Source organism: Bradyrhizobium sp. Cp5.3, assembly GCF_000426265.1.
GTDB classification, from domain to species: Bacteria; Pseudomonadota; Alphaproteobacteria; order Rhizobiales; family Xanthobacteraceae; genus Bradyrhizobium; species Bradyrhizobium neotropicale.
Window position 1 is genome coordinate 39,390 of record NZ_AUFA01000034.1, and the last position, 16,902, is coordinate 56,291.

General features: G+C 64.0%; 20 protein-coding genes. 11 read left to right on the plus strand and 9 right to left on the minus strand.

The annotated features are described in order from the left end of the window. Positions 1-328 precede the first annotated feature (328 nt). Positions 329-901, plus strand: a complete 573-nt coding sequence (locus K289_RS0131625) for a hypothetical protein (RefSeq protein WP_027555143.1) — start codon at positions 329-331, stop codon at positions 899-901. Positions 902-942: 41 nt separating this feature from the next. Here the strand turns inward: K289_RS0131625 and K289_RS0131630 are convergent, their stop codons facing one another. From K289_RS0131630 to K289_RS0131665, 6 genes are all read right to left on the minus strand, one after another. Further along, a complete protein-coding gene (locus K289_RS0131630; RefSeq protein WP_027555144.1) occupies positions 943-2,796 on the minus strand; it encodes an alkaline phosphatase family protein in 1,854 nt (617 codons plus the stop codon). 212 nt (positions 2,797-3,008) lie between these two features. Then, a complete protein-coding gene (locus K289_RS50850) occupies positions 3,009-4,223 on the minus strand; it encodes a hypothetical protein (RefSeq protein ID WP_156918297.1) in 1,215 nt (404 codons plus the stop codon). A 216-nt stretch (positions 4,224-4,439) separates the two neighbouring features. Further along, entirely contained in the window at positions 4,440-4,757 is a 318-nt protein-coding gene (locus K289_RS0131650) for a response regulator transcription factor (protein WP_027555147.1), read from the minus strand. 52 nt (positions 4,758-4,809) lie between these two features. Beyond that, positions 4,810-6,033 carry an ABC transporter permease gene (locus K289_RS0131655; RefSeq protein ID WP_027555148.1) on the minus strand — a complete coding sequence of 408 codons (1,224 nt, stop codon included), beginning with the start codon at positions 6,031-6,033 and terminating at the stop codon, positions 4,810-4,812. Next, positions 6,030-6,755, minus strand: a complete 726-nt coding sequence (locus tag K289_RS0131660; RefSeq protein ID WP_027555149.1) for an ABC transporter ATP-binding protein — start codon at positions 6,753-6,755, stop codon at positions 6,030-6,032. Before K289_RS0131660 ends, K289_RS0131655 begins: the two co-directional genes overlap by 4 nt. Further along, positions 6,752-8,182 carry an efflux RND transporter periplasmic adaptor subunit gene (locus K289_RS0131665; protein ID WP_027555150.1) on the minus strand — a complete coding sequence of 477 codons (1,431 nt, stop codon included), beginning with the start codon at positions 8,180-8,182 and terminating at the stop codon, positions 6,752-6,754. Before K289_RS0131665 ends, K289_RS0131660 begins: the two co-directional genes overlap by 4 nt. A 587-nt stretch (positions 8,183-8,769) precedes the next feature. On the opposite strand from K289_RS0131665, the gene K289_RS0131670 reads away from it, so the two are divergent. The 6 genes from K289_RS0131670 to K289_RS0131695 all read left to right on the plus strand — a co-directional run bounded on the left by K289_RS0131670 (position 8,770) and on the right by K289_RS0131695 (position 11,756). Then, positions 8,770-9,429 (plus strand): response regulator transcription factor, encoded by a 660-nt coding sequence (locus tag K289_RS0131670; RefSeq protein ID WP_027555151.1) that lies wholly within the window; start codon positions 8,770-8,772, stop codon positions 9,427-9,429. Between the two features lie 166 nt (positions 9,430-9,595). After that, positions 9,596-9,988 carry a hypothetical protein gene (locus K289_RS0131675; RefSeq protein WP_027555152.1) on the plus strand — a complete coding sequence of 131 codons (393 nt, stop codon included), beginning with the start codon at positions 9,596-9,598 and terminating at the stop codon, positions 9,986-9,988. 112 nt (positions 9,989-10,100) lie between these two features. Continuing rightward, positions 10,101-10,493: a curlin gene (locus K289_RS0131680; RefSeq protein ID WP_027555153.1), complete on the plus strand. Its 393-nt coding sequence runs from the start codon at positions 10,101-10,103 to the stop codon at positions 10,491-10,493. A gap of 26 nt (positions 10,494-10,519) precedes the next feature. Next, positions 10,520-10,930: a curlin gene (locus K289_RS0131685; RefSeq protein ID WP_027555154.1), complete on the plus strand. Its 411-nt coding sequence runs from the start codon at positions 10,520-10,522 to the stop codon at positions 10,928-10,930. Between the two features lie 157 nt (positions 10,931-11,087). Beyond that, positions 11,088-11,444, plus strand: a complete 357-nt coding sequence (locus tag K289_RS0131690) for a curlin (protein WP_245284053.1) — start codon at positions 11,088-11,090, stop codon at positions 11,442-11,444. 21 nt (positions 11,445-11,465) lie between these two features. After that, positions 11,466-11,756: a hypothetical protein gene (locus tag K289_RS0131695; protein WP_027555156.1), complete on the plus strand. Its 291-nt coding sequence runs from the start codon at positions 11,466-11,468 to the stop codon at positions 11,754-11,756. Positions 11,757-11,808: 52 nt separating this feature from the next. Here K289_RS0131695 and K289_RS0131700 read toward each other — a convergent pair whose 3' ends face one another. Beyond that, positions 11,809-12,087: a hypothetical protein gene (locus tag K289_RS0131700; RefSeq protein ID WP_027555157.1), complete on the minus strand. Its 279-nt coding sequence runs from the start codon at positions 12,085-12,087 to the stop codon at positions 11,809-11,811. 274 nt (positions 12,088-12,361) lie between these two features. Between K289_RS0131700 and K289_RS0131705 the strand changes: the two genes are divergently transcribed. Further along, the gene (locus tag K289_RS0131705) at positions 12,362-12,799 is read left to right on the plus strand and encodes a hypothetical protein (RefSeq protein ID WP_027555158.1); all 438 of its coding nucleotides are present in this window, start codon (positions 12,362-12,364) and stop codon (positions 12,797-12,799) included. A gap of 12 nt (positions 12,800-12,811) precedes the next feature. Here the strand turns inward: K289_RS0131705 and K289_RS0131710 are convergent, their stop codons facing one another. Beyond that, a complete protein-coding gene (locus K289_RS0131710; protein WP_027555159.1) occupies positions 12,812-13,654 on the minus strand; it encodes a GNAT family N-acetyltransferase in 843 nt (280 codons plus the stop codon). A gap of 107 nt (positions 13,655-13,761) precedes the next feature. Between K289_RS0131710 and K289_RS0131715 the strand changes: the two genes are divergently transcribed. Beyond that, positions 13,762-14,466 carry an SDR family oxidoreductase gene (locus tag K289_RS0131715; RefSeq protein ID WP_027555160.1) on the plus strand — a complete coding sequence of 235 codons (705 nt, stop codon included), beginning with the start codon at positions 13,762-13,764 and terminating at the stop codon, positions 14,464-14,466. Positions 14,467-14,532: 66 nt separating this feature from the next. On the opposite strand, the gene K289_RS0131720 is transcribed toward K289_RS0131715, so the two are convergent. Continuing rightward, positions 14,533-15,588: a serine hydrolase gene (locus K289_RS0131720; RefSeq protein ID WP_027555161.1), complete on the minus strand. Its 1,056-nt coding sequence runs from the start codon at positions 15,586-15,588 to the stop codon at positions 14,533-14,535. Between the two features lie 280 nt (positions 15,589-15,868). Between K289_RS0131720 and K289_RS0131725 the strand changes: the two genes are divergently transcribed. Together K289_RS0131725 and K289_RS0131730 are read left to right on the plus strand one after the other, a co-directional pair. Continuing rightward, positions 15,869-16,258 carry a helix-turn-helix transcriptional regulator gene (locus K289_RS0131725; RefSeq protein ID WP_027555162.1) on the plus strand — a complete coding sequence of 130 codons (390 nt, stop codon included), beginning with the start codon at positions 15,869-15,871 and terminating at the stop codon, positions 16,256-16,258. Beyond that, positions 16,258-16,749: an SRPBCC family protein gene (locus K289_RS0131730; protein ID WP_027555163.1), complete on the plus strand. Its 492-nt coding sequence runs from the start codon at positions 16,258-16,260 to the stop codon at positions 16,747-16,749. Before K289_RS0131725 ends, K289_RS0131730 begins: the two co-directional genes overlap by 1 nt. Positions 16,750-16,902 lie beyond the last annotated feature (153 nt).

The window sequence follows — 16,902 nt, forward strand, 5'->3', positions numbered from 1 at the left end:
CTCAGTATAGGAGTGTGAACGGCCCAAGTGAACGGGCTCAAGTAAAATGTGAATTCCTTCTTTGAAGAGCCGATTTTCTAGCACCTTTCTGTTACAGCCGTCGCCTGCGGCGAAACATCTCGACGGGAAAGGTCCGGTCCCGATCGCCCCGATTATGCCTTTTATGACCCGCATCACGCTCGCCCGACGTTTCCTGGAACCGAAATGGTCCTGACAGCGACTAATCGGCAACCATTGAGAAAAGTCACGATCCCCGTATCGAATCATTAACCACCCGTTTACGCCCGCGTGAAAATGCTGGCCGATCAGAAGAACTTGGAAGTGAACTATGTCCGCCGCCGCGCCTAAATCCGTTGAGTTGTCGTCTCTCGAACCGTCATGCCGCGATACCGCGGCCCATGCGCTCACCATCGTGCGCGATGGCGTGATCACGGGTGAAGGCCCGACCACCAAGGGCAGGGTGCATTTCTCCCGCTCGCTCGACGCCGCCGACGCCGCCTGGTGCGCCCGCATCCTGACCGCAGCCGCAGTGAACGACAAACCGGTCAGCCGTGCCGAAGCCGAGGTCCTGTTCGAGATCAACGAAGCCGCGACCGAGCGCGCCGATGGCGGCCGGTTCGACGACCTGCTCGCCAAGGCCGTTGCTCATTATGCCGCGAGCGCCTCGGGCGTGAAGGTGCCGCCGCGCAGCGTTGCGCTGTCGCAGGACACCGACATCGAGAGCTGGGCGCCGTCCTACGCCTCCAAGGTCAACAGCGAGATGCTGGAGTGGATTGCCGGCCAGATGCGCGGCAAGCGCCAGAACAACCGTCGCCTGATGGCGATGGTGGCGACCTTCCTGGGCGCCACCGCGCTGCCCCTGGCTGGCCAATTGCCGAACGTGTTCGACATCGGCATGTAGTTTTTCGCGTCTCTTGATGAGAGCGAGAGAAAGCGGCGGGGTTATTTCCCCGCCGTTTTTTGTTTGCCGGTCTCCGGCTCGAGCCCCAGCGTACGACCGGGGAAGCCGGCGGCGTCGAAATAGCGCTGGCTGCCGACGCGCTGGACGTTGAGCACGGTCTGCAGGCCGTTCTCGGACATCTTCGACTTCTCGACGGCCTTGAACGCCTTCGGCACGATGCCGTTGGGCAGGGCTTCTGACATCACCCGGCCGACCAGGCCGCCGTTCTGCGAGCCGCGCAGGCCCATGAGCTGGGCGGCGGTCATGCCGACGTCGGCATTGCTGACCGGCAGCTCGTCGACGAAGCCGGCTTTGAAGTCGGGCCCGATCGCGGCCATGAAGTTCATGGTGTCGCCGCGACTGAAGCTGCCATGCATGCCCTGGCCCTGGCGCAGCACAGTGTCGGCGACCTGCACCGAGCAGTTGGTCGGCGCCTCGCCGCAATCGCTGGCATAGGAGCGGAAGTTGACGACGATCGCCGGCGTCGGCGTCGCCGACTTGCCGCGCAGGTTGATGCTCGACAGCGGCAGGGTGCCGGGGAAGCGACCGAGGGAGTCGTCGACGAACAGGCCGGAGACGTAGTCCTGCTCGAGCAGCGCCTTGATGGTCCTGGCCGTCAGCTTCTTGTCCTTGTTCGGCAGATAGATCAGGTCGGAGCCGCCATTGGTGGCGATGACGAGGTCAGGCTTGGTCGGATCCTTGCCGAGCACACCATTGCCAGCCTTCGGATGCGCGTTGCCGGTGACCGCAGCGTTCTTGTCGTTGGGGTCGAAAAGCGGCAGGTCGAGCGCCTTCGCAAGGTCGAGCGCCAGAAAGCCCATCGGCAGGAAGTCCTTCGGCGTGTCGTCATAGCTGACCTTGGCCGAGGGGCTGGACTTGCTTTCCTTGGAGATGGTCGAGAAGCCGTGGTCGGCCTGGATCATGATGTTGGTATTGACGGCGAGCCCGAGCTCGTCCAGCGCCTTGCGGATCTGGGCGAGGTTGTTGTCGACGTTCTTGATACTCGCCATCGTGCTCGGGCCGTTGATGCCCGGCATGATCTGATTGAGGCTGTCGCCCTGGTTATGCTGGGTGCCGTCGGGATCGCGCGACCAGAACACCAGCACGAACGGCTTGTTGCGCGCCTTGAACATCGGCAGCACCACCTTGGTGGCGACATCGGCGAAATAGGCCTGCTGCGCGACGTTGGCGACGGTGGTGCCGGGCGTTTTGGCATCGCCAGCCTTGCCGTTGTCGCCGCGGCCGGGGGCGGCGAGGGCGAGGCCCGCCTTGGTCAGGGCTTCCTTCATCTCGTCCGACAGCGCCACGCCGTTCTTGCCGCCGGTGGAATCGTCGATGACGATCGAGTGCTTGCCGGCCTTCTCGGGATGATCGGTGTGGTCCCACTGGTAGGTCGGGCCGACCTTGCCGATCGCCGCCGTGCTCAGGCCCTTGTCGCGGGCCATCTTCAGGACGGTCTCCTCGTTGAGATAGTCGCCCTTGAAATGCTCGTCGATGTCGCCGAGCACCGCGTCGTTCTCGATGAAGGGGACGACGGTGTTGCCTGCCGGTACGGAGGTGTAGTTGGTCCAAATCGTGTTCGAGAACACGCCGGTGTCGCCGAGATAATGGCCGGTCGACATCGCCGAGCCGTTGGCCATGGTGAAGGTCGGGAACAGCGAATGCGAGTTCTTGAAGTTGACGCCCTTGTCGCGGACCTCGGCCATTGCCGGCGCGGTTTCCGGGGTCACCTTCAGCGCGCGCAGGCCGTCAGGGATGAACAGGATCAGGTTACGGGGCGTGTTGTTCTGGGCGGAGGCAAGTCCGGTGGACAGCACTGTCAGTCCGGCGGACAGCAACACCAGTAAACGGCGCATCAATCTCTCCCTGCGGTGAGGCGGCTTGGCGGCCGACGGCGGCCGCTGCCTTCGTTTAGTTTTGCTGTATGACAGTTTTGTTACAAGAGCGAAAAGGCGCGCAAGAGGGATGAGGACAATGCCGCCACAGCCTCGCCATCCCCCCGCGCAACCGCGAAGCGGTTGTAGCCGGGGTGGGCCGGCCGTTAGGGCGCGATCTGCGTCGTCTGATGCTACGCGCGCTTCTTCTTCGGTTGCCTGGGGCGAAACAGGGAGAGGACGTTGTCCGCGAAGAACTGCCGCGCTTTTGGAATGAGGCCGATGATGGCCGCCAAGGAGGTGATGGCGGCAGTGATCGCCCCAATGGCCCCGTTGAGGCTCGCGACATAGCTCTTCAGCCGTTGGAACGCCGTTACCTGGATTTCGATGGACTCATGCAGCGTCGTAAGCTGAACGCGGTGCTTGTCCGGGCCGATCTGGATATTTGCGGCGACATCGATCGTCACCGATTTCGTGCCGGACGAGATCGGCTTGACCTTCCATTCCCATTCGACCGGGTGCGCCAGCGTCGCGGTGCGCGCTTGCGGACCCGATGGGCTGATTTCGAAATCGTCGCCTGTCAGCGTGGCTTCGACCGATTGCGCGAATGGCCGATCGTCGCGCGTGACCACCTGGCCCGGCATGCCGCTGAAAGTGGCGGCCTGGCCTTCGGCGGTCAGCAGAACCAGCCGCATCGGGAAGGCCTCTTCGAGGATGGCGGTGTTCGGCTTGTTGAACTTGAAGGTCCCCCGCTTGAGGTTTGCCACGACGTCCCCGAGTTCGACGCAGGGAGCGCCGGGATTAGCGGCAATAATGCCGAGGGCGGCATTGTCCTCGCGACATCTCGACTGATCGTCGTTACGAAGTTCGTCGCCCGCGGAGAACGGTCTCAAGCCGGCGCGAGGTATGGTCGGACGGGTGCCGGGGGGTGTCATTGCGGAAACATTGGCCGAGGGATTTAGGGGGGCAGTCGATGCGGCTGCACTTGCCGCAGCGGCGGGACGCTGTTGATTCAGTGATTCTGGAGGTGGTCTCGCGGCACTCGCGACAGGCGGCGGTTCAGCGCGCGCAGCAGGCGGTGGCGCGGCGCTTGCGGGAGGTGGTGCAGCGGCGCTTGCTGTAGGTGGTGGCTCGGCGCTTGCAGCCGGCCGTGGCCCGTCGCCTGCAGCAGGTGCCGCCTGGTTTGCAGCAGGTGCCAACGTGGCACTTGTTGCGGGTGTCGCCGCTGGTGGTCGCTCTGCGCTCGCAGCAGGTGGTCGTGCAATGCTTGCGGCAGTCGGTCGGCCGGTGGACAGGGGCGTAAGGATTTTGCCAACAGACCGCAGTTCGAATCCCGCTGCCAGGAGGGCGACGACGACTGCCGTGCCGCCGAAGATCAACGATCCAACAATAAGGCTACGCTTGCTCATTGAAATGAAATCCGTCGTTGAAATGGCCTGATCATGCTCCAACGACGCAAGATAGCAATATGGTCAATGTGCTCGTATCAGGAGTGCTGACCTAAAATTCTGCCAATGAATTCCCTCACGGCCACAACAGTTTCGATCAAGCCATTGTCCATACCCGGATTGATCGAAGCACGGGTCCAGATCGGCATTGTCCGCCGCGCAGGCACTGCTGCGCCGTCATTCCGGAGCGGTCTGTATCCGCGGATTGCGCGCGAGCACCTGCGCGGGCTTCACCGCCACCGGATAGACTCCGCCATTGGCCAGATCGCGGCGCAGCGACGGCGGCGCTGCGTGCAGGGCGAAGATGATCGCGATCTGCGTTCGGTTCTGGAGGCGGTATTTGCGCATGATGTTGCCGATATGCGCCCGCACCGTGTTCTCCGAGATCTTGAGCTCGTAGGCGATGTTCTTGTTCTGCATTCCACGAGCGATAAGCATCATCAGCTCGCGCTCGCGCGGCGTCGGTGTAATCGAATCTTTCAGATCCGGGTTCATGACTACCTCCTCCCTGGTCTTTGGTCGATGCGAACACCCCAGCAGCATGTTCTCACTCTGTCTTGAGCGCCTCGATGGGACTGAGCTTGGACGCCTTGTGTGCAGGATAGAAACCAAAGATGAGGCCCGTCGCGATCGAGAAAGCGAGGGCCAGGGCAATCGCTTCGCTGTCGATCGACGTGATCCACCCGGCCATGCGGGCAACCGTCATCGACAGCGTGACGCCACCGATGACGCCGATGGCGCCGCCGAGGAGGCAGAGCACGAGCGCCTCACAGAGAAACTGGAGACGAATGTCCCGCATCCGCCCGCCGAGCGCGCGGCGGATGCCGATTTCCCGGGTACGCTCGGTCACCGACACGATCATGACATTCATGATGCTGATGCCGCCGACCAGCAGCGAGACTGAGGCGATGGCCACGAGCAGGAGCGCCACGGTGCGGATCGCTCCCTGCTGGGCTTCCATGGCGGCGGCCGGATCCTGGACCTTGAAGTCGTCTTCCTGTCCGGCGAGGATCCGGTGGCGCTGCCGCAGCAGGCTCTCGATCTCGGATCGCGCCCCCGCCATCTGACCGTCGGCAGTCACCTTGGCGATGATGTAGGCGACCGAATCCCGGTTGATGTTGCTTGCGCTGCCGAGGAAGCGCAGCTTGGCCGTGGTGAGAGGGACGAAGGCGACGTCATCCTGTGACGGGTCCTTGTGATCGAGCACGCCGACCACTTCAAGCGGAACCTTCATGATCCTGATCTGCGCGCCGATCGGATCGTCGCCCGGCGCGAACAGCTCGCGCGCGACGGTGCTTCCAAGGATCACGACCTTTCCCGCGCCGGCCTCCTCGGTGCCGGAGAAATAGCGCCCCGAGGCGAGCTGCCAGTCGCGCACCATGAAGTGCCCGGTGGTCGTGCCGTTGATCGTCGTGTTCCAGTTCTTGCCTTCGTGGATGACCTGCGCCGTTCCGGCGATCGAGCCGGCCGCGGCCTGGACTTCCGGAATCTGCTCGAGGATGGCCTGCACGTCGCTTTCGGTCATCGTCAGCTTGCTGCCTTCCTTCAGGCGCACGCCGCCCTGATAGATCGCGCCCGGCGTGATCATCAGCACGTTGGCGCCGATCGAGCGGATCTGCTCCTGCAGGCGTAGCTGCGCGCCCGCGCCGATCGCGAAGACCGTCACGATCGACGCGACGCCGATCACGATGCCGAGCATGGTGAGGAAGCTGCGCAACGGGTTGAGGCGCAAGGCGTGCAAAGCGATCTGAAAGCCCTGGAGCATCGTCATGACGCAAAGCTCCGTTTCGGCAGCACCGGAGCCAGCGTCTCGTCGCTGACGAGCTCGCCGTCGTGCAGGCGGATCGTGCGCCGGCACTGCGTCGCAATGCTGGGATCATGCGTGATCATCACGATGGTCTGGCCGGCCTCGTTGAGCGCGGCGAACAGCGCCAGGATCTCGGCACCGGTGCGGCTGTCCAGTGCGCCGGTGGGCTCGTCGGCGAGCACGATCAACGGGGTGGCGATCAGCGCCCGGGCGATGGCGATGCGTTGCTGCTCGCCGCCGGAGAGCTGGCGCGGATAGTGATGCGCCCGGTGCAGCATGCCGACGGCTTCGAGGCTCTGCTCGGCCCGCTCGAGGCGCTCCTTGCGGCCGACGCCGCAATAGACCAGCGGCAGAGCGACGTTCTCGATCGCGTTGTGGCGCGCGAGCAGGTTGTAGGACTGGAACACGAAGCCGATGCTCCGGGCGCGCAGGGACGACCTGCGGTCTTCGGTAAGGGCGGCGACATCCGCCCCCTCGAGATAGATCGCGCCCTGGCTCGGCAGATCGAGCAGCCCGATCATGTTCATCAGCGTGGACTTGCCCGAGCCGGACGGCCCCATCACGGCGAGGATCTCGCCCTGGTCGATGTCGAAGCTGACATTGCGCACCGCCGTCACCGCGACGCCGTCCGCGCGGTAGGTCCTGCACACGGACCGAAGGCTGATGAGGGGCAGGGGAGCGGTCATGATCCGAACCTGATCCCGAGGAATTCCATGCCGGCCGGCCGGATCGCCTGTCCGACCGCGACCTGGCTGCCTTCGACGAGGTCGCCGCTCTTGAGCGCGACCTGTTCGGTGCCCGCCGCGCCGACGGTCACGGGGATGCGTTGAAGCAAGCCGCTGGCAGTACGCACCCAGACGCCGCTACGTCCAGGGGTTGTGTCCGTCCGCGCGCCCGAGGGCTGGAAGCGCAGTGCGGCCAGCGGCACCTTCAGCACATCGTCCTGCCGCTCGATCACGATCTTCACCAGGGCGGTCATTCCCGGCAGCAGCGCGCCGTCGAGGTTGGAGGTCGACAGCACGACGGTATAGGTGACCACGTGCTGCTGGTTCTGCGGTGCCTTGCGCACCTGCCGCACCACCGCCTCGAAGCGGCGGTCGGGATAAGAGTCCACCGTGAAGTAAGCTCGCTGGCCGAACGCGATGCGGCCGATATCGGCTTCGTCGACCTGGGCGTGGATCTCCATGTCTTCCAGACGGTGGGCGACCAGGAAGGTGGTACGCGACTCGAGGCCGACCGCGAGCGTCTGGCCCTCGTTGATGAACCTGCCGACCACGACGCCGTCGATCGGCGAGCGGATCACTGTGCGGTCAAGATCGGCCTGCGCTGCCGCCAGCACGGCAGCCTTTTCCGGAACCGCCATTTTCGCCTGCTGCAGCTCGGCCTCGATCCTGCGGACGTCGGCCTGTGCGCCATCGACGGAATAGGCATTGAGGGACACGAGGACCTCGGCCTCGCGCTCCTGGGCCAATCTGGCGGTAAATTCCGTCTGGGCGTCATCGACCGCCGTGGTCGCAACGACGTTCTGCTGCTGCAGCGCGAGCTTGCGTTGGAGGGTCTTCTGCGCCGATGCCTTCACCGCCTGGGCGCTATCGAGCTTGGCGGCGAGCACGTCTCGGCTGCCCTTGGCATTTTGCAGATCGATCCTGGCGCGATCGAGCTTGGCGCGTTGAATTTCGACGAGAGAGTTGGCGACCGCCAGCGCCGCCTTGGCTTCATCGACCTTGGCCGCGAAGCTGCGCGGATCGATCAGGGCGAGCGGCTGGTCCTTGCTGACCGTATCGTTGAAGTCGACATAGACCCGGGCGAGCTGTCCGGAGAGTTGCGAGCCCACCTCGATCGTCTTGACCGGCTGCAGCGCGCCCGTGACGGTGACGGTCTGCTCGATGGTGCCGCGTTGAATGGAGGCATAGCGGAACAGTGGCGAGTCCGACCCGAAGGTGGGCGCCACGCGTCCGGCGGGCGCAAGGAACTGCCTGGTCGATTCATAGGCGCGTGCCGCGCCGACCGCTGCATTGCCCGCAGCGCCAGTGATGGCGGCCGGTGCCGCGCCGTAGATCGTGGCGAGGCCGCATGCAGTTCCGAGCAAGGCAATGACTGGCACAAATCGCATATTGAAAACCCGCCTTCTTTGAAAATGACTTTAGTTGGCGGAAAAACCGGAGTCGCGCTATGGTTGTAAATCGCCCGATGCGATACCGGCGTCTTGGCAGTATGTCGCCATTGTTAGGACGACGGACGGGCGCGCTCCATGATACAGTTGTAAAGTTCGAACGTGCGACGTTTCGTGATTTGCGCAACACGCATACCGAGCGTATTCCAACTGATGCGCGCGGTATCGAAGTCGATAGCTGATTGAACGTACCGTATGGTTCGGCGGACCCATCGGTGTTCAAGTCAGCGCATGAGTGACGCTTCCATGACGCAGTTGGCGATATCACGGCTACGATGCCGGATTGCCGCGTCCCCAACATGGCGTATTGCCGCGACTTGCGTCGTCGAATCCCTTCAATCACGAAGCCGATGTGTGAACGCCTTCACTCGTCTTCACCGGGCGTTGGCCCTAAGACGTGGAGGCCAGGGGCCGATGCGACTCGTTCGGCCTCGGGCTTGCATTCAAGCACCTCGTTATTTTCGCTTGCAAAAAGAGTTGGCGGCTCGTCGCCGGATCATCGGCCCCAAGTCCGGGAGTCTGTTGCAATGAGTTCAAATCAAGCCACTGTTTACGTCGTTGATGATGAAATTCAGATTCGAAATGCGATCGGAAGTCTCTGCGAGGAGACGGGTCACCAGGTCAGGCTGTTTGCGTCAACGGACGAATTCCTCAACGAGCGCCTCTCCAACGGGCCGTCCTGCCTGGTGCTCGACGTCCGCTTTCCCGGCACCTCGCCGACCGGACTCGAGCTTCAGCGCAGGTTGGCTGAATCGGGTGTGTCCATTCCGATCGTCTTCATCAGCGGCCATTCGGACGTCCGTGTCTCGGTCGAGGCGATGAAGCGCGGTGCGGTCGAGTTTCTGCCAAAACCGTTCCGAGAGCAGGAGATCCTCGATGCCATCAGGCACGGCATCGAGCGCGACCGCAGGCGGCTCGCGCGCGAAGACGCGGAGCGCGGAGCGCGGCAGCGCGTCGAAACCCTGACCGCCCGGGAGCGGGAGATCATGCTGCTGATGGCGGAAGGACTCGTCGCCAAGCAGATCGCGGCAAAGCTCGGCGTCAGCGAGGTGACGGTGAAGGTCCATCGCGCCAGGATGATGCGAAAGCTGGAGCTGCGATCGCCGATCGAGGTGGTGCGGTTGATCGACAGCATGGGCCCGGAAGCGCAGACAGCGCGCTTCAGCGCGGGACTTCCGCTGACTTGAGCCTGCAGGCGGACGAGTCGCGCAACGTCTAGTCCGTACCGATTAGCATGAACTACAGTCTGTCGCCTGGAGGGTAATCAGTTCAGAGTGATCCCACGATGTCGGCCTCCTCAACCCACGGCATCACAACTCCTGGTCAAATTCTTTGTCAGAAAAGGGATTACCCATGCGCAAGTTGCTCCTCGCTTCCGCCGCTCTGTTCGCCCTGTCCTCCGCAGCGTATGCCGACAATACGGCGACCACCGTGCAAGTCGGCCTCGCAAACGGCTCCACCGTGAATCAGCAGGGCCACGTGAATGACACCTCGACCACCAGCCAGCTCGGCCTTGTGAATAGTGCGAGCACCATGCAGGGCACGACCGCTCCGTCGCTCAACAATGTCAGCTCGGTGACCCAGATTGGCGTCCTTGGCAACTCGGCCACCACCGGTCAGGTTGCCACCGGCAACAACACCAGCGGGATCAGCCAGTCCACGCTCTTCGGCTTCCCGCCGAACAACAGCGCCTCCGTTGGCCAGCTCAGCGGCGGAATCAACCTCAGCACCATTACGCAGCACTAAGCCAGCCCCGTACCTCCTTGGGTGCGCCACATGCGGGCGCACCCAGGGCAGGCTCGAGCGCGATCAGACGAAACGGTGGATCGACCAGCTACTATCGGCGGGAGGAAATCAGATGCGGATCAACTATGTAATCGCGACGGTCGTCACGCTCAGCGCGTTGACCGCTGTCGATGCCAAAGCCGACAACACGGCGAACGTGCTGCAATTCGGCACCACAAATTCTTCATCTACAACTCAGACCGGCCCGGTAAACAATACCGCGACGACGCTGCAATTCGGCGCGACCAACACCGCATCGAGCCTGCAGTTTGGATCGCTGGCCTCGGTCAATTCGGCGACGATTGGACAGGGCGGCACGACCCCCACCGCGACCAATAACGCCGCGGTCGGTCAGGTCGGCGGCGCCAACACGAGCTTGATCGGTCAGATTGGCCTGAACAACACGGCCGGCGTGGGCCAGCTCGGGATCCTGAACGGCTCGACGATCCTCCAGCAGGCTCCGTGAACGCATCATCGGCAGTGAGGCATGTCATGAACCATTTTCGAAACGCCGCTTGCGGCGCCATCGTCGCACTTTACTGCGTCGGCGCCGGACCCACGAGCGCGCAAACCGCGAACATCAAGACCATCGTGTCGATCGGCGGGCCGCCGGTCGTCCTCAACCAGAATAGTTCGACCAACATGGCGGGCGTGTTCATGATCGGCGGCAGCACCAGCGCGACCGTGACCCAGACCGGCAGCAACAATGCCACAGGAATCCTGCAATTCGGCGGAACGAATTCGGCAACGGTCGGGCAGGGGGGCGCGAACAATTTCGCCTTCGTCGGTCAGGTCGGCCAGTCGGCGACCAGCGTCGTCTCGCAACTCGGTGCCATGAATACCGGTACGATCGCGCAGTTCGGTGGGGTCAACACGTCGACGGTGAGCCAGACCAGCCCGTGAGACGCGCGCAAAGCACATCAGTGTCACGCGACGGAAAAAGGGGAGCGCGATGAGGGGCGGCAGGCAAATCCTGGCCAGGTTAATCTTGGCATTGACGGCGTTGCTCGCCGTCATGAGCGCGGCGACGGAAGCATCCGCCGGGTCCGTGCAGCGCAGCGTGACGAACAGGAACGTCAGCATCGAGACGATCGTGGAGTTCGGCAACAATGTGCAGCCGGTCACGATCGAGGAGAACAGCCGCATCAACATCGCGCGGGTGATCGAGATCGGCGGAACCGGAACAGTCGACGCGACCATTGTCCAGAACGGTGTGCGCAACTATGTCGATGTGATCCAGGTGGGCGGCACCACCAATGCGCTGATCGGCCAGTCGGGGGTGAGCAACACGGCTAATATTACCCAGATCGGCAATTCAACGAACGCTCTCCTGCTTCAGATCGGCGATATGAACACGGGAGCGGTCAGGCAGTTTGGACATTTCAACTGGTTGGCGATATTCCAGTTCGCGCGATGAAACGAGACGACGAGGTGTGACATGAAATCCCTCCTGCTCGCATCCGGAGTAAGTATCATGATGGCGATTGCAGCACCGCCGGCTGGTGCCGGCGAGACCGGTGACGGCCACACCACCGTGGTCCAGGACGAGAACGGCACGTCGGTCATCACACAAAGCGGTGATCCGGCGCAGGCCGAGGTCAGGATCGAGAAGGAGCCCGGCCGCACCACGGTCTACCGCCGTAGCGGCGGAAACACCGCGATCGTGTCGCAGGGCACGGGAAATGCGCAGGACATGCTGGACTGGCTGCGCAAGCAGCAGGGCCGCTGAAGCGCGAAGGCCCACCGTCCACCGGGACGGTGGGCCTCGTTGTGCGCCGGCCTTACCAGGAGCGATAGGGACCGGTCAGCGTACCGTTGTTGTTGCCGCCCGGACCGACGTCACCTTGCGTCGAGCTCGGCGCCGGATGATTGCTGCCGTTGAGCGTGCCGTATGGCGCCGCCGGTCCGGGAGTGTACATCGGGCCCGTCTCATAGGCGTAACCGCCGCGATCCCATCCTACCGGGTTGCCGTTCCAATCGTAGGCCTGGGCCGACGCGGCGGTCGTGCCCGCGATGAGCGATATCGTGGCCAGGCACGCAAGTCGTGTTCTACGTTGCATCGAGATGCTCCCTTGCTGTGTCGGGGGCCAACGACCGCAGTGCAGCAGCGTTCCGGATCCGTCCGGTCAACTCGATCAACCCGCGATCAACTGGTTATGAGCCGAATTCCAGGGAACGAAGCGCTTCCGCAAGCTGTAGCGGCGCATCTTGCCGCAGGGCGCGCTCTGTTAATCCTGCGTCTTAACCAACAATTAATTATAGGTTTGCGGGGGAACGACGGCCGGGCCTAGCGTGCAGTGGGGAGCTGCCGTAGCCAACGAGTTGGTGCGTATCATGACCTATAAAATGCAAGGGGCGTTGCTCGCCTCGCTCAGCGCAGCCGCGCTGCTCCTTAGCCCGCATGAGACTTTTGCCAGGCCAGCGATTGCCACCGCCGCGCCGCCAGCGGTCGGACGTCCAGCGATCGCGCGGCCGGCCGCCCGGTTCCACCATCGGCGGAACAATCCGTTTGTCTATTGGCCGGGCGGGGGCGGGTTCTTCTACGATCCCGGCATGACCAGCCAGCCCTTCGTCGATACGGTGCAGCCGCCGCAGTCCACCGACGTACGCTACACCTACACCTATGATGTGCCGTGGGACTGGGCGCATCGTCTTCCGCCGAACGTCACGCCGTCGGACCGTCCCTACGTGCCGAGCTGCCCGTCGGAGACGGTGACCGTGCCCGGCCGCGGCGGCGGCGAGCACACCGTCAACATCATGCGCTGCTACTAAAGCGGCGCTGTCCTAGCCCAGCTCGAAGCTGGTCACACCGAAGACGCGATCGAGCCGCAGCGGGCGGATCGCTCCGGTGTACATCCGCGCCGTCTCGAACACCGGTTCGAGGCCGAAGGACTCGGCCAGCGCGACCGCCTCGCGGTTGACGGCGGGGACATCGAGAAAGACCTCGCCGCTGCCCGCGCTTGCGAGCAGGGAGCGCATGATCACCTCCGCGCCGGCGCGATCGTCGGCGACGAGCGGGCCGATCTTGCGCCCGGTCCGGCACGGACGGATCACGCCCCATGCAGCAAGCCGGCCGTCGCGCACGAGCGCGCGGCCGATATGGCCGGGCGCGTCGATCCAGGCACGCAGGAAGTTGCCGCGCGGAGCCGGGAAGACAGTGGCGTCGTCGGCTTCCACGATTGCGAACGGGACTTTCTCGAGCGCGACGACATCGGCGGGCGGCGCAGGCGCGGCGGCGATGGTGCCGCCATAGCGGATATTGGCGTAGGCCAGGTGGAAGCCGGATTTCCTGTAGTTGTCCTGTTGCGCTACCACGCCGTCGAGCCCGATCACGCGGGATCCGGCATGCGCGATCGCTGCGTTCCAGATGCGCAGGCCGTGGCCGGCGCCGCGAAAGGCCGCGCGCACGATATAGAAGCCGAGAAAGGCGAAGGTCTCGCCATAATTGACGCAGGAGACGGTCGCGACCGGCTCGCCATCGATCTCGCCCAGAAAGAATCCTTGCGCATCGGGGATCGCGAAGCAGGTGGCATCGGCGAGCCCCGGATTCCAGCCTTCCGCTGCGGCCCAGTCGGCGGCGATGGAAATCTCCTCGAAACGCATGTTGCGGATCTGCAAGTCGCTCATGACGGATGCCTGTTGCGATGGACCTGTCGGCAGTTCTGCCTGTAGAACAGCCGATGATAGGCCGAGCCCTCGGCTCGCCTCAACGGGTTCGCAAGGGGGTCATCGTCATGGCAGCAGAAAAGGTCGCACTCGTCACCGCGGGCGGCAGCGGCATGGGGGCGGGGGCTGCGCGGCGGCTCGCCGCCGACGGCTTCCGCGTCGCGATCCTGTCATCCTCCGGCAAGGGCGAGGCGCTGGCGGCCGAGCTCGGCGGCTTCGGCGTCACCGGTTCGAACAAGTCGAACGACGATCTGAAGCGGCTGGTCGACGACGCGCTTGCCAAGTGGGGACGCATCGACGTGCTCGTCAACAGCGCCGGCCACGGCCCGCGCGCGCCCATCACGGAAATCACCGACGAGCAGTGGCACACCGGCCTCGATACGTATCTCCTCAATGTGGTCCGTCCGATGCGGCTGGTCACGCCGGTCATGCAGGAGCAGAAGGGCGGCGCCATCATCAACATCTCGACCGCCTGGGCGTTCGAGCCGAGCGCGATGTTCCCGACGTCGGCGGTGTTTCGCGCAGGCCTTGCCGCCTTCACCAAGATCTTCACCGACACCCATGCCGCCGACAACATCCGCATGAACAACGTGCTGCCGGGTTGGATCGACAGCCTGCCGGCGACGGACGCGCGCCGCGACAGCGTGCCGCTGAAGCGCTACGGCAAGGTCGAGGAGATCGCGGCGACGATCTCGTTCCTGGCTTCCGACGGCGCGGCCTATATCACCGGGCAGAACATCCGCGTCGACGGCGGGCTGACGCGGTCGGTGTAACGCGCGTTCCGTCGAAGCGGATTCGAAAGCCCCGGCTCGGCCGGGGCTTTCTTTTGGAACGCAGCGTCAGCGCGCGGCGACGAGCCGCACAAGTGCCGGCAGGATCTTGTAGCGCGCGATCTCGTGCGGATATTCGCCGCGATTGGCCAGCAGCACGATGCCGAGCCGCCGCGCGGGGACGAGGCCGATATAGCCCGAGGCATTGTTGAGACCGCCCGGCTTGTCCACGACGGTGAGACCGGGAAGATGCACGGTCTCCCAGGCCATGGCCTGTCCGAATTTCTCGTCGACACGGAAGGCCTCGCGCTGCGTCATCTGGAGGGCATCGCGCAGTTGCGGATCGACCGATCGGGCCTCGACGTGGGCCGCGATGAGGCTTGCCAGGTCCCGCACTGAAGAGAACATCTGGCCGGTGCCGGGGACATCGAAATAGCTCTGCTGGTCACCGGGCGGGCCGATCGCCATGCCTCGGTCCGAATAGCCCTGGACGACGCGCCGCATCCACGCCGCGTCCATGACGGCGCGATTGTCCGCGCCGCGCTCCGGTATGGATGTCGCGGTCATGCCGAGCGGTCTCAGGATGCGGTGCTCGATGAGCTCGTGGATCGGCTTGCCATAGCAGCTCTCGAGCACGAGCTGGAGCAGCACGTAGCCGGCATGGGAGTAGATGCGCTGCTTCCCGGGCGCCACGCCAGCTGGCGGCGCGAAGGTGTTGAGCATGCCGATGAACTGCTCGCGCGAATAGGAATCGTTCGGCCAGGGCGGATGGTCTGTCGGCAGCAGCAGGCCTGAGGTGTGGGTGACGAGTTCGCCGACGGTGGCGCGGCGAATGGTGTCGCCGTTGAGCTTGGGCAGGTATTTCGACACGCGGTCATCGAGGCGCAACTCGCCGCGCAGCGTGCCGAGCGCCACCAGCGCCGCCTCGAACGGCTTGCGCAAGGAGGCGAGGTTGAACAGCGTGTCCGGCGTGATAGGGCGCCGGGTCGCGTCGTCGGCAAAGCCATAGCTGAAGAATTCGACGTGGCGGCCGGCATAGAGCGCGACGGCGAGGCCGCCCGGATGGTCCGGCGTGGCGGTCGGCGCGAGCTCGGCCGCGACGATGTCGCGCATCTGCGCGATCATGTCGGAATCTGCCGCGGCGCGTCGCGGCCGGGCGAGAGCAATCGCGAACGGAACGAGCGCCGCCCGGGCGAAACTCCGCCGGGTGAGACGTGTTGATGTGACAAAAGATGGCACGTGCTTCGAATGAAGATGCGCCCCCGATTCCTTTTAACGGGGAGGGCCACACGTCCCAATTCACGATTGCGAGCGTGGGTTCCAATCCATGCGGTGGCAGAGAAATAGTTATCCTGTAAGCTAACAATTGTTGACGCCCGCGCGAGGCTGATCTATAGTTAGCTACATGGCTAACCAATCACCCCGACTGGATCAGATATTTGCAGCGCTCGCCGACCCGACCCGGCGGGCGATCGTGATGCGGCTGTGCGCGGGAGAGGCGTCGGTCGGCGAACTCGCCGATCCCTTCGACATGGCGCTGCCTAGCTTCATGAAACACATCCACGTGCTGGAGACGAGCGGGCTCGTTCAATCGGAGAAGGCGGGCCGCGTGCGCACCTGCCGCCTCAGCCCGGACGCGCTGCTCGGCGCGGAAGACTGGTTCCAGCAGCAGCGCGCGATCTGGGAAGCGCGGCTCGACCGCTTCGAGGCCTATGTGATGAAGTTGAAGAAAGAGAAAGAGAGGGCGGCCGCCAAGCGACCGTCCCGAACAACCAAACGGAAAGGTGCCGAGTGATGACGAATTCTGCCAACCCCGCTTTGTCCCAGTGGTCGCTCGACCGCGAGATCGTGATGTCACGCGTGATCGACGCGCCGCGCGATCTGGTGTTCGAGGCGTGGTCCGATCCGAAGCATTTGCCGCAATGGTTCGGGCCGAAGGGATTCAAGATCGAGACCCATGAGATCGACGTGCGCGTCGGCGGCGTCTGGCGCTTCAACATGATCGGCCCCGACGGCACCGTCTATCCGAACCGTATGCGCTTCCGCCGCATCGAGCCGCCGTCCTTCATGGAGATGGACCACGGCGTCGACCAGGACGATGATCCCGGCATGTTCCGCTTCACCATCACCTTTGCCGAGCAGAGCAACGGCAAGACGGTGCTGATGATGCGGCAACTGGCGGCGAGCACCGAGCAGCGCGACGGCATGATCGGCTTCGGCGCCGTTGAATACGGCTACCAGACGCTGGACAAGCTCGCGGCCTATGTGGGCGGGCTGAAGAAATAAGCTCCCCGCGTTATTCCGGGGGCCTCGAAGAGGAGCTCCCGGAATAAGCTCGGAAACGAGTGACGAGGAGCAGTCGTCGCGAATATGACAGCGCGCAGCCCAATTATGACAGCGCCATAACGAAGATTTTTGTCGCGTCGCGCTGCTGATTTA